The sequence below is a fragment of the Brevibacillus antibioticus genome, from assembly GCF_005217615.1.
In the GTDB taxonomy this organism is placed as follows: domain Bacteria; phylum Bacillota; class Bacilli; order Brevibacillales; family Brevibacillaceae; genus Brevibacillus; species Brevibacillus antibioticus.
Window position 1 is genome coordinate 2,110,691 of sequence record NZ_SZNK01000001.1, and the last position, 11,709, is coordinate 2,122,399.

11 protein-coding genes are annotated in these 11,709 nt (G+C 44.5%); 1 reads left to right on the forward strand and 10 read right to left on the reverse strand.

Annotated features, from left to right (window positions below):
* Window positions 1–72: 72 nt before the first annotated feature.
* The 5 genes from E8L90_RS09435 to E8L90_RS09455 are packed head-to-tail and all read right to left on the reverse strand — an operon-like array spanning window position 73 to window position 5,614.
* The gene (locus E8L90_RS09435; protein ID WP_137029168.1) at window positions 73–1,701 is read right to left on the reverse strand and encodes a peptide ABC transporter substrate-binding protein; all 1,629 of its coding nucleotides are present in this window, start codon (window positions 1,699–1,701) and stop codon (window positions 73–75) included.
* Window positions 1,702–1,737: 36 nt separating this feature from the next.
* Complete coding sequence (locus tag E8L90_RS09440) at window positions 1,738–2,685, reverse strand: ABC transporter ATP-binding protein (RefSeq protein ID WP_137029169.1); 948 nt, start codon at window positions 2,683–2,685, stop codon at window positions 1,738–1,740.
* Window positions 2,686–3,705, reverse strand: a complete 1,020-nt coding sequence (locus E8L90_RS09445; RefSeq protein ID WP_137029170.1) for an ABC transporter ATP-binding protein — start codon at window positions 3,703–3,705, stop codon at window positions 2,686–2,688.
* Window positions 3,706–3,733: 28 nt separating this feature from the next.
* Window positions 3,734–4,678 carry an ABC transporter permease gene (locus E8L90_RS09450; RefSeq protein ID WP_137029171.1) on the reverse strand — a complete coding sequence of 315 codons (945 nt, stop codon included), beginning with the start codon at window positions 4,676–4,678 and terminating at the stop codon, window positions 3,734–3,736.
* A gap of 3 nt (window positions 4,679–4,681) precedes the next feature.
* Entirely contained in the window at window positions 4,682–5,614 is a 933-nt protein-coding gene (locus E8L90_RS09455; protein WP_137029172.1) for an ABC transporter permease, read from the reverse strand.
* A 398-nt stretch (window positions 5,615–6,012) separates the two neighbouring features.
* Between E8L90_RS09455 and E8L90_RS09460 the strand changes: the two genes are divergently transcribed.
* Window positions 6,013–7,320, forward strand: coding sequence for a helix-turn-helix domain-containing protein (locus E8L90_RS09460; protein WP_137029173.1), 1,308 nt, complete (start codon window positions 6,013–6,015; stop codon window positions 7,318–7,320).
* Window positions 7,321–7,435: 115 nt separating this feature from the next.
* On the opposite strand, the gene E8L90_RS09465 is transcribed toward E8L90_RS09460, so the two are convergent.
* The 5 genes from E8L90_RS09465 to E8L90_RS09485 all read right to left on the reverse strand — a co-directional run bounded on the left by E8L90_RS09465 (window position 7,436) and on the right by E8L90_RS09485 (window position 11,700).
* Complete coding sequence (locus E8L90_RS09465) at window positions 7,436–8,299, reverse strand: LolA-like protein (RefSeq protein ID WP_137029174.1); 864 nt, start codon at window positions 8,297–8,299, stop codon at window positions 7,436–7,438.
* An 89-nt stretch (window positions 8,300–8,388) separates the two neighbouring features.
* Entirely contained in the window at window positions 8,389–8,604 is a 216-nt protein-coding gene (locus E8L90_RS09470; RefSeq protein WP_162309071.1) for a hypothetical protein, read from the reverse strand.
* Window positions 8,605–8,757: 153 nt separating this feature from the next.
* Entirely contained in the window at window positions 8,758–9,645 is an 888-nt protein-coding gene (locus E8L90_RS09475) for a DMT family transporter (RefSeq protein ID WP_137033363.1), read from the reverse strand.
* A gap of 101 nt (window positions 9,646–9,746) precedes the next feature.
* On the reverse strand, window positions 9,747–10,463 hold the full coding sequence (locus tag E8L90_RS09480) for a protein-tyrosine phosphatase family protein (protein ID WP_137029176.1): 717 nt from the start codon (window positions 10,461–10,463) through the stop codon (window positions 9,747–9,749).
* Complete coding sequence (locus E8L90_RS09485) at window positions 10,429–11,700, reverse strand: tetratricopeptide repeat protein (RefSeq protein WP_137029177.1); 1,272 nt, start codon at window positions 11,698–11,700, stop codon at window positions 10,429–10,431. Before E8L90_RS09485 ends, E8L90_RS09480 begins: the two co-directional genes overlap by 35 nt.
* Window positions 11,701–11,709: the final 9 nt, after the last annotated feature.

An 11,709-nucleotide genomic window follows, 5' to 3' on the forward strand; every position in this document is an offset into this window, starting at 1 on the left:
ATCCTTTCCTCTTTTGCTACTTGTACGTTGGAGTATGTAAAGAGAAAAAAGAGGAGAAGCTCCTCTTTTTTTCTATTTCTTTGTTGCCCAGCGAGCGCTAGGGAACGCGTTGACTGGGAAAGTGAGACCTTCTAAATTCGGTTTCACCAAATAGTTTTGCTGGTAGTGGTAGACTGGCATGAACGGCATTTCATCCATCAAAACGGCTTCTGCCTGATGAAGCAATTCCATACGCTTGTTCGGGTCTTGCTCAACTTTTGCCGCCATATTCAACTGATCATACTCTTTGTTCACCCAACCCGTACGGTTGTTCGGGCTTTCACCCAAATAGTAGTCAAGGTTAAATGAAGGGTCGTTGATTTGACCTACCCAGCCCATACGGCCCATTTGATAGTTCTTTTGTTTGGTTGTATCCAGATACACTTTCCACTCTTGGTTTGTCATTTTCACTTCTACGCCCAAGTTTTTCTTGAGCATTTCTTGGATCGCTTGTGCTATTTTCTTGTGGCTTTCATCAGTGTTGTACATGAGTGTAACTTCTGGCAGCGTAGACCAGCCTTCTTCTTGCATACCTTCAGCCAACAACTTCTTCGCTGCTTCGTAATCTTCTTTGAAGTAGTCTCCGCCCTCTTCGCGGAAGTCTTTACCGTTTGGTTGCATCGCTCCACGCGGAACCATGGAGTAAGCTGGTGTTTCTCCACCTTGGCTCACCATTTCTGACAGGGCTTTACGGTCGAGCGACATGGCGAATGCTTTGCGAACCTTTTTATTCGTAAATGGCTCCTTCGTTACGTTAAACATGTACATGTAGGTACCGTAGTAAGGAACGGATTTAAAGTCTGGGCTCGATTTTTCTTGCGCGAGAATGTCAGATGGCATCTCTTTGTTGAAGTCGAGCTCACCGCTCTTGTACATCTGATAAGCAGTCGTGGCGTCATTCACCATTTTCCAGGTGATCTTTTCCATTTTTACGTCCGCTTTGTTCCAATAATGCTCGTTCTTTTCTACCACGAGCTCGGAGTCATGCTTCCATGAAACAAGCTTGTAAGCACCGTTTGAGATGTAGGTATCTGCATTTGCTGCCCATTTTGGAGTGGCTTCTGCCTGCTTCTTGTTGATTGGGTGCCAGTAACGGGTAGCCAGCATTTTATCAAAGTACGATGTAGGAGCAACCAGCTCGATTTCGAGCGTTTTTGCATCCACGGCCTTGATGCCCACGTCTTCTGCTTTTCCTGTGCCCTTGTTGTACGCCTCTGCTCCTTTAATGTAATAGAGCAAGTAAGCCGTAGTCGAAGCAGTTGCTGGATCAAGATGCTTCATATACGTGAAAACAAAATCCTCGGCTGTCACTGGCTCGCCGTTGGTCCATTTCACATCATCGCGCAAAATGAACGTGTACTTCAGCTTGTCATCCGACAGCTTCACTTCCTTGGCTTGTCCTAGAATCGGATTACCGTCCTTATCCTTGGTGTACAAGCCTTCGCCCAAGTGATCCATGATCCAGAAGGACGTGGTATCCGTCGAGGTGAGCGGGTTCAAGTCTGGCGGCTCAGACTTGGCATTGAACGCGACTTCTTGTTTGGCAGCAGCGCCTGGGGTAGTGGTACCACCAGTCGATGCTGACTCGCCACTTCCGCCGCAACCAGCCAGAGCCGGAATGACGAGCGAGAGCGACAGGGCAAAGGTAGCTAATTTCTTCACGTTGTTTCCCCCTATATATTAAGATAGAAAATCGAACTACTGATAGAGATGACAAGCAACCCAATGGTTCGGTGCGGCTTCCTGCCATTCAGGAACCTGTGCCGCGCATTGCTCCACGGCCTTTGGGCATCTTGTTCGGAAAACACAACCGCTTGGAGCGTTGGCAGGACTCGGCAAATCGCCCTGCAAAATGATGCGCTCCCGCTTGATTGTCGGATCAGGAATCGGAATCGAGGACAGCAATGCTTGTGTATATGGATGAAGTGGCTTTGCGTACAACTCGAAGCTGTTTGCCATTTCTACCATTTTGCCGAGGTACATTACTCCGATTCGAGTGGAAATGTGCTTCACCATGGACAGATCGTGTGCGATAAACAAGTAAGTCAGCCCCCTGTCCTGCTGCAAGTCTTCTAATAGATTCACGACCTGCGCTTGAATCGACACATCAAGCGCAGAAATCGGTTCATCCGCGATGATAAATTCCGGCTCGACTGCAAGTGCTCGGGCAATCCCGATCCGCTGTCTTTGACCTCCGCTGAATTCATGGGGGAATCGATTCGCATGTTCCTTAGACAAACCAACCAGCTCCAGCAATTCTTTGACCCGATCCGCTCTTGCGCCACGGGACAAGCCGTGAATATCCAAGCCCTCCGCAATAATATCCATGACGGTCATGCGTGGATTCAGACTTGCTTGCGGATCTTGAAAAATCATTTGGACGTCGCGGTGGAACTGCTCTGCCTCTTTTCCCTTTAGACGGTGGGCATTTTTACCTTTGAACAAGACTTCTCCGTCTGTATTTTCATAGAGGCGAATCATCGTTCTGCCCAACGTCGACTTGCCGCAGCCGCTCTCTCCGACAAGCCCGAGCGTCTCACCGCGATTAATGCTGAAAGTCACGCCGTCGACTGCCTTTAGCGTAATCCCATTACCGATCTCAAAATGCTTTTTTAGATTTTTGACTTCAACCAACGCTTGGCTCATCTACGTCTGCCTCCCTGCTGCGACCAGTTCTTCCCGCTTCGGTGCCCGTGGATCATGTAGCCAACATGCAGCTTGGTGACCCTCGGTGAATGTGGAAGCGTCCGGCATTTGCTGCTCACATATTTCCATAGCAAACTGACAACGCGGAGCGAACGGACAACCTTTTGGCGGGTGGAATAAATCTGGCGGCGTTCCCTCAATCGGTACCAGTCGTTCCTTTTCCACGCCATCGATCCGCGGCAGAGAGCGCATCAAGCCCCATGTATACGGATGCTTCGGATTTGCGAAAATATCTTCTACCTTGCCTGTTTCCACCACAATTCCTGCATACATGACCACGGCCCGGTGCGCGATTTCGGCTACGACACCCAAGTCATGAGTAATCATCACGATAGAGAGCTGCTGCTTTTCCTGTAATTCTTTAAGCAAGTCCAGGATTTGTGCTTGAATCGTTACATCTAATGCTGTCGTCGGTTCATCTGCAATGACGAGCTTTGGATTATTGGCGAGTGCAATGGCGATGACGACACGTTGCCGCATTCCCCCGGAAAACTCATGCGGGTATTGATCGACCCGTTTTTCCGGATCAGGGATACCGACCAGTCGAAGCATCTCCATCGCTTTTGTACGCGCTTCTTCTTTGCTGACCTGCTGGGTACGAACAAATCCCTCTACGATCTGGGCGCCGACCCTCATCGTCGGGTTCAATGCCGTCATCGGGTCCTGGAAAACCATCCCGATCTCAGCTCCACGAACCGAAAGCAATTCCTTCTTGCTCATCCCCGTGATGACTTTTCCGTCAAAACGAATCTGACCATCCACGATTCTTCCCGGCGGGTTCGGGATCAAGCCCATGATTGCTTGGGCGGTTACACTCTTCCCACAGCCGCTCTCTCCCACTACCGCAAGCGTCTCGCCACGATCAACATGAAAGGTAACTCCCCGTACAGCCTGTACCTCTCCACCGTACGTTTTGAAATGTACGCGGAGGTTTTCTACTTGTAGCAAATGATCCGCCATGTCTGATCCTCCTATCTGCGTGGCGAGGTTACTCGCGAATTCTTGGGTCCAATGCGTCCTGCAAGCCATCACCGAAAACGTTGAAGGCAAACATCGTCAAAGAAATCATCAGGGCCGGGAAGAAAAGTCTCCACCAATCCCCTGTCAAAATGACGCCGAGTGCATCGTTAGTCATCGTACCCCAGCTAGCGATTGGCGCTTGCACACCCAAGCCCAAGAAGCTGAGGAAAGATTCTGCAAATATCGCCGACGGAATGGTAAACGTCAAGTTCACGATGATGACTCCGATGGTATTCGGAATCAGGTGTCGCAACAGAATGCGAGGGAATTTGGCACCCAGCACTTGCGCTGCCATGATGAACTCCTGGTTTTTCAATTGCAGGATTTGTCCCCGTACGAGACGAGCCATCCCTACCCATCCGGTTGCAGACAACGCGATGATAATGGTAACAATTCCAGGCTCCATGACAACCATCAGCATGATCACCACGAGCAAGTACGGCAGTCCGTACAAGACCTCGATCAATCGCATGATGATGGTATCGATTCGGTCTCCCTTTTTGCCTCGACCGGCCATGTATCCGGCAATACCGCCGACGGTCACCCCGATGACCAAATCAATTAACGCTGCCGATATTCCGATAATCAGTGAAATCCGCGCTCCGTACCATGTTCGTGAAAACATGTCGCGCCCCAGCTCATCTGTTCCGAACCAATGCTCGCTCGAAATTTCCTGATTCGCATTCAAGAGACTCTGATCGGAATAGCTATACGGAACGAGATGTGGACCAATGATCGCCATGGCTATCAGCAAAACAATCAGGGTCAAACCCACCATGGCCAGCTTGTTTCTAACGAGCTTTCTCGCTACTTGTTGAAAATGAGTCAGGCTCGGTCGCATCTGGGCGATCTGTCCATCTGCTTTTTGAGCTCTAGGTCGAAACAACTCATTTACTGATTGATCTACCGCCATTGGCTACCTCCCCCTACTCGATAGTTTAATTCGTGGATCGATGAACATATAGGCCAGGTCAATCAAGAAGATAATGAGCACCAGGATGGCACTGTAGAATACTGTCGTTCCCAAAATAACAGGATAATCCCGATTGAAAATCCCATCGACGAAGTACTTCCCGATGCCCGGTACCGCAAAAATCTTTTCGACGACGAACGTTCCCGTTAACAAACTCGCGATAAGCGGTCCCATAAATGTGACAATTGGCAAAATCGCGTTGCGGATTCCATGTTTGATCACTATCAGAAAAGTCGGAATTCCTTTCGCCTCAGCGGTCCGTATATAGTTCTGGTTCATCACGTCGATCATGCTCGTACGCATATAGCGTGTAATGATCGCTAAAGGTCCAAAAGCAAGTGCGAGTGAAGGCAGAACCGAGTGTTTCCAGCTGGTAAGCGTCGCTACTGGGAATAACGGCCATTTGATTGCCAAGTAATTAATGAGCAATGGCGCCATGATGAAGCTGGGTACAGCAATTCCTAATACAGCCATGACCATTGCCGTATAATCAATCCAGGTATTTCGGTTTAATGCCGCAATTGTTCCGAATAAAAGTCCGAAAAAAAGGGCAACCGCTATCGCTTGCAAACCGATCAGTGCAGATGCTCCGAAGCCATCCTTGATCATATCATTGACACCGCGTGTCTCCGATTTAATAGAAGGTCCTAAATCGAGCATGACCAAACTTTTTAGATAAAGCAAATACTGCATTGGCAGTGGTTCATCCAAATTGTATTTGGCACGCAGATTCAACAAAATTTGCTCGGGCAATTGATCTGATTCTGACGCGAATGGATCTCCAGGGATCATATGCATCAGGCTAAAGGTCAACGTTACAATAATCCACAAGGTGAGTACCATCATCAGAATTCTTTTAAGTAAATAACGTGACATCTTATAAGAGCCCCCTAGTCCAGACTTGCAAAAAGATTAAGAAAATTCAACATTCCCTCCTTTTGAGAAATCTTTAACGGAAATTGACCTAAAACATTCCTTAATTCAACAATATAGTACCGTAATTATTTAATGTCAATTCTGATTTTTTTATTTTTTACGTCGATTCATAAAGGAATTTGTTGAAAGTTGTCAAATATAAAACAATTAATACGGAAATTTTCCCTAAAACATCCCTATTTACAACTTCGTGGTCGCTTACAGCTCGCTTGCCCATTTGATGGGTTATATTCAATCTACATAAGAAAGACTGACATACTAGAATACCGAAATAAGGATGGATCTCCTTCCTAACAAATGGTTTATTCCGTAGTTTAACTTTTTTGGAGGACATTTTGATGATAAAAGTTGGCATAGTCGGTCCAAAAGATTCCGTAGATGCGATGGTAGCTGTGGGACGTGAGTTTTCCGATCACATCCTGCTCACCTCCTTTATTTATCAAGGAGTGGAGCAAGTACCTACCTATGTTGCCGAAAATGATCTGGAAACAGACATCTGGTTTTTCTCTGGAGTCGCTCCCTACTCGATGGCGAAAGCGCATATAGGCAAGAAAAAAGCCTTTTATCCGCAAGTCAATTCAAGCGTCCTGACCAAAGTATTGCTCGAATTGGTCTACCGCGATGGCTTGTCTTTAGATCGCGTGAGCTTCGATACCATTTCGGAAGCGCATTTTCGTGAGACGTTAGAAGAATTGGGCCTGCACTGTGAGAATCCATACCTAAAGCCGTATAAAGAATTCCGAAAGAGAGCTGAATTGGTAGCCTATCACACCCGCCTGATCCAGGAAGGCAAGGTAGACGCTTGTGTCACTGGAACGCTTTTCGTCACCGAAGAATTACAGCGACAAGGAATCAGCGTATACCGAATGGGCTTCACGCGCTTCATATTTCGAGAGATTTTCAAGCAAATTCTGCAAGAGGGTGAAACGCTCCACTTCAAGCGCTCCCAAATTGCTGTTCAATTGATTGAGGTATCCGACATGGAAAAGCTCGTAAATGAACCTACAAACGCATACGAGCTGCGGCGCCTCGACTTGAAGCTGCAAGAGCTCGTACTCGATTACACAGAGTCGATTTCCGGTAGCTTCGTCGCGGTCGGCAATTCCAAGTTCATTATTTTTTCTACTCGTGGATCATATGAAGACAATCCAGATTTTCACCCCACGATCCTTTTGAAAAAAATCAAGCTGCTCACCCATTCGCATGCGAATATGGGTATCGGCTTTGGTGTCACAGCATTGTCTGCCGAGCGCAATGCACAGCTCGCTCTCGGTCACGCCAAAAACCATAAGGATTCCGTGATCCTCGTTGATCATGACGGTTCGATTGAAGGACCGCTGCGTCAGCCGAACAGCATCAGCTACGAATATTGGACACAGGACAAAGAAATCAGCGAAAGTCTAAAAAAAGCCGGTGTCAGTATTACAACGTTTAACAAAATCATTTCTGTCCAAAAAGCATTGGGGCAAAAATATATTAGTGCATCGATGATTGCGGAATGGATGGGGATGACTCCTCGCAACGCGCGAAGAATATTAAGTGATTTGGCAGAGCACAACATCATTGAACAAATCGGGGAAGAAACACCTACGAACCGAGGCCGACCGCGAAAAATTTATCGTGTGTTGCCCTCCCCTTCCTCTTGATTTTTTTTCGCCAAAAAGCGTAAGCCTGTGATTTCGGGAAAATGCCTTTTTCCGATTACCGCTTACGCTTTTTTCTTTTCGATTGCTCTCTTGCTAGAAATTATACGAGGTCCCTTTATAATTGCTCGATCCTCGATTCGATCTCGCCAATATTTATAGGAACATTTACCTTTATTTCGGAAGTTCGCAAATAATCGACAACTTCGCCTTTCGCGTTATACAGCTCAAATTTGATAAGAATACCAGCATCTTTATCAACCCAGAATCGAAAAGTATCCGCATTTTGTTTTTTAGAAGCACTCTTGTTTAAAGTACCTTTCATCACAATCGCATTTCGCCCGAGCAGCTTTTCGTTGTCTTTTTCTATATCCCATTTGTCCAAATCTCCTGCAAAATTAGATGCGATTTCATATGGAAATAGGGAGGTTTGGGCTAATCCGATAGGAGGTCGCTCTCGATAGTATGCGATAGATTCGTTGTTTGCGTTTTTTTGATAGGCTTCCGTTGGTGTTAATGTTCCTTTACTTGTTGGTAGTTGATACTTTTTTTCCCGAACCGCTTTATTCACTTCATCTACAGACCATACCTTCTCGTCCTTATAATAAATGGTTTGTTCTTTCGTCTTAACACCTTTTTCGTTCATCACGAATACAGTGCTGAAACCTGCTTGTGGGGAAACCTTGTATTCAACTAACTTCGTATATCCATTTCTAAGCATCTCAAACTTTCCTTCTGCTGTCTCAAAATGATCAATAGTATTGATAAGCTTTGTCAATACGTCTTCTTTTGTCATTTGGCTAGGTGTTGCATATTGCATTGTGGGGACGTATATATTCTTTTCATTTTGCTGCACACTGATAGTTTGTTCATTCTTTACTTCTATTTCGCTAGCTGGTTTCTCGGATGTATGCTGGCTTGTAGATTGGGTACATCCAAGTAACGTCGTCGTAAGTAAAATCAACACTGTTATACGTTTCATTTAGTTCCCTCCAAATTTATTATTTTGCTCAGTAAAGTGTACTTATCATGGACTTTTCACAGCTTGAAAGATCTAATTATATTCTATATCTATTTGAACAGACCTGTTGCTTCTCCCTGGAAAGGTGTATTAGTATCGGACTGAAAGGTTTCAGGCGTAGGTATCGTGATATCTCTCTGATCTTCTGGATTGCTCAATTCATAAGCCTTTGATCCGTTCGCTAACCAGTCCTTATCTTCTTCGTGGACATAGATTGTGTCAAATTGTCCATGGTTGCCAATTGTCAATACCAAGAACAGTATCAATCAGGATCTCTTTCTCATTGCATATCAGTAAGAAGGAATAAACTTTTTCCCAAAGCCTGTATTCACTGATGCGTATGTATGTTCATCTGGGTGGTAACAGATACAAAAAAGGGACCCAGTGCGACAGGTCCCTTTCTTTTGGGCTAACAAACTCTATACCGATTTCGATGGCTGAACAGCTTGTTTCTTTTGAACACTAGCAACAATCACACCCACGACGATTAACAAGGAGCCTCCCACTTGAATCGACGTCACCTGTGAGCCAAGCAGTAAAAACCCAACTAGCATCGCTACAAAAGGCTGCAAGTTAAGGAAAATAGCGGCTTTGCCCGTCCCTACCACTTTTAATTGTTGATTCCAGACGATTCCACATATTCCTTGCATGAGGATCGCGGTCAAAATGAGCATCGCCCATGCCCACATTTCGTGGCTGATCTGCGCCCCTGGCTCGATCGTCAACAGCGCCGCTGGTGTCAAAAACAAAGTACCAACCGTTGTCGAGTAAACCGTGGCAATAAACGGTTGCAAGGTTTGCGTCAGTTTGCGAATGATGATCATGGATGACGAGAATGTGACCATGGCAATCACAATGAGAAAGACTCCCTTGGAAATCGAGAGTCCAGCCCCAATACCGACTACGAAGAATGTTCCCAGTAGAGCCAAGCCAGATCCCATTTTCATCCGCAATGTAAACTGTTCCTTCAAAAACAAAGAGGCTAGCACACCGGTGACGATTGGCGACAAGGAAAGAATCAACGATGCCGTTGTCGCGTCTGTCGTCAAGAGCCCGTTGAAATACGCCGTTTGGTTCGCCAGCGTCCCGATTAATCCGAGCAATACAAGAAATCCTAGCTCACGAGCGGTGATTTTTACGAATTTTTTGGTCAGCCACGCGTAAATGATCAGAAACATAGATGTGAAAAGCAAGCGAACATCTGCCAAAAACAGCGGTGGAAACTCTTTAACTAGCATGCTTCCGAACACAAAATTACTGCCCCACAGCGTTACACAAAAAAGCAACAGCAAGTACGACCGAATCATGATTGTTCCTTCTTTCACCCGATGCATTATTCTTCCGTTAGCTATCGTACAAGAGAGTGAGAAAAAAGTCCATGAGCTGATCTGCTATTGTTTGATGAAAATTATCCTTTTTTCATCAATTCAGCAACTTCCTCGACATAAACCCATTCTGACATCCCTAGTTTCCAAACTTGTAACTTCGCCGTGTCAACCTGCCCCATTTCAATCACCCAATGAATATCGTTATTCCGCAAAGGATACAGCGGCATCCCATTCTCGACCAACATCCATTTATCATGATACGTCCGGACGGTAGGAATTCGCCCTATGTGATTATAAGATTGATCGTAATGATACATAATTGGGTTATTTGTCACCAATAGCGATGCCATATAAACATAAAAATCTTCCAGAACCTCTGTGAGGATATTTGACCTTCTGGATTGAAATATATGGTCAGGTCTGAACTGAATGTAGCAAACCTCATCAACTGCCGATGTAGCTTGAGCGTATTGTGACCATGTCAAATACGATGGATCGAGATTCATTTGACCTGATCGCCAATAAATCCCTTTCGAGCTAAGCAAAATCTCCTCCTTTGCCCTATTAAAAATATACCTATTGGAATAGAAAGCAAGAATAGATTCCCCGTCTGCTATGCCATAATATTTATCGATCAACTTTAGATGTTTTGAAGATAATCTTGTACTCGAAATAAAATCAAAATCCTTGCCATAGCGATTGCACAATGCTTCCATGTACGCAATATCGAGATTTACGTTCTCTTCTGATTTTTGAATTTGATTATTTTCTTCCTGTATATTGTAATGATATTTCATCTTTACCTCCTTTCAGGAAATTCCTTACTTTTAAGTAGATAAATTGAATTATCGCAGGACTATTCTTAATAACCAAGCACGGATAAATAATTAGCCAAATAATCAACTTATAAATCGGTTTTATGCCCCAGTAAATAAAATTAATAACAAAACTTCCACTTTCAGATATTCTATCTATCCAATTTTGAATATGCTCATTATCCAGAAAAATGGTATTACATCTCCGAAAATGCTCAAGGGCCTCTTTATACTCCAAATTGTCATAAAGAATCTTCCCATAGCTAAGATTCATTTCAAGATCATTCGGATTTAATTTCAAATAGGCTTTTATTTCTTTTCTAGGTTCATTTTCCCCAAAATGAAATAATATTTTGATCAGCCGAAGGTGATGAACCTGACTTTTCGGATACAACTGCACAATACGTCTGTGAAGACTTTTGATTTGAACAGCATAAATAGCACCATATTTATCGATTTCACCCTCTTTATCCATATATTGAGCTATTTCTAATGCTGTACTATCTTCGGGATTAATAGTTAGTGCCAAATGTACCAGCTTTTTTGCTTCATCTTTTCTTCCTAAAAAATATTGCAACTTACCGTACACTACATAATACTTCACAAATTGAGGGTTCAAAGCCAGAGTGGTTTTAAAGGCATCTTCGGCTTCCTCAAACATACACAAACGAAGGTATGTGAAACCTAACAGGCCATGCATTGACGCACTATCTGGCATGAGTTTCATCCCGGTCTGTAATAGTTCAACAATTGTGTCAAGTTCAAGCTTATATTCTTCTAAAATCGTCGGGTGTTTTATCCCCGTAAAAATAAAGGAATCACCGTGTTTATCCTGAACTTTGGCATTCAAAGTAGTAGCAAGATCCAAATAATGAAACCCCTTATTTGAATTGATTTCAATTGCTTTTTTCCCATGAAAGATCGCTTCCTCAAATTGATACAGCCCTCGATATAACAGTCCCAATAAACAATGTACTTTGTCGTCTTCGGGATACAAGCTAACCAGACGTTTGAGGAGTTGCGCTCCATCTTCATCTTGGCCTAAATAATAATGCGCCCAACCGGCCTGTAATGTCCCATCATAATGATCTGGAACATGACGCATTAATTGACCGTATTCTTCCAGCACATGATCATACTTTCGATTTTCATAAAAAAAGTCCATTCTTTTTATGATCTGTTCTACTTGATTGTCCTTTGTCAAATTCTCGGTCGACATTTATCCATC

Bases quoted from the DNA above. Each gene is read 5' to 3' on its own strand.
- E8L90_RS09440 (WP_137029169.1), bottom strand. From the start codon at position 2,685: ATGAGCCAAGCGTTGGTTGAAGTCAAAAATCTAAAAAAGCATTTTGAG.
- E8L90_RS09445 (WP_137029170.1), bottom strand. From the start codon at position 3,705: ATGGCGGATCATTTGCTACAAGTAGAAAACCTCCGCGTACATTTCAAA.
- E8L90_RS09450 (WP_137029171.1), bottom strand. From the start codon at position 4,678: ATGGCGGTAGATCAATCAGTAAATGAGTTGTTTCGACCTAGAGCTCAA.
- E8L90_RS09455 (WP_137029172.1), bottom strand. From the start codon at position 5,614: ATGTCACGTTATTTACTTAAAAGAATTCTGATGATGGTACTCACCTTG.
- E8L90_RS09460 (WP_137029173.1), top strand. From the start codon at position 6,013: ATGATAAAAGTTGGCATAGTCGGTCCAAAAGATTCCGTAGATGCGATG.
- E8L90_RS09465 (WP_137029174.1), bottom strand. From the start codon at position 8,299: ATGAAACGTATAACAGTGTTGATTTTACTTACGACGACGTTACTTGGA.
- E8L90_RS09475 (WP_137033363.1), bottom strand. From the start codon at position 9,645: ATGATTCGGTCGTACTTGCTGTTGCTTTTTTGTGTAACGCTGTGGGGC.
- E8L90_RS09480 (WP_137029176.1), bottom strand. From the start codon at position 10,463: ATGAAATATCATTACAATATACAGGAAGAAAATAATCAAATTCAAAAA.
- E8L90_RS09485 (WP_137029177.1), bottom strand. From the start codon at position 11,700: ATGTCGACCGAGAATTTGACAAAGGACAATCAAGTAGAACAGATCATA.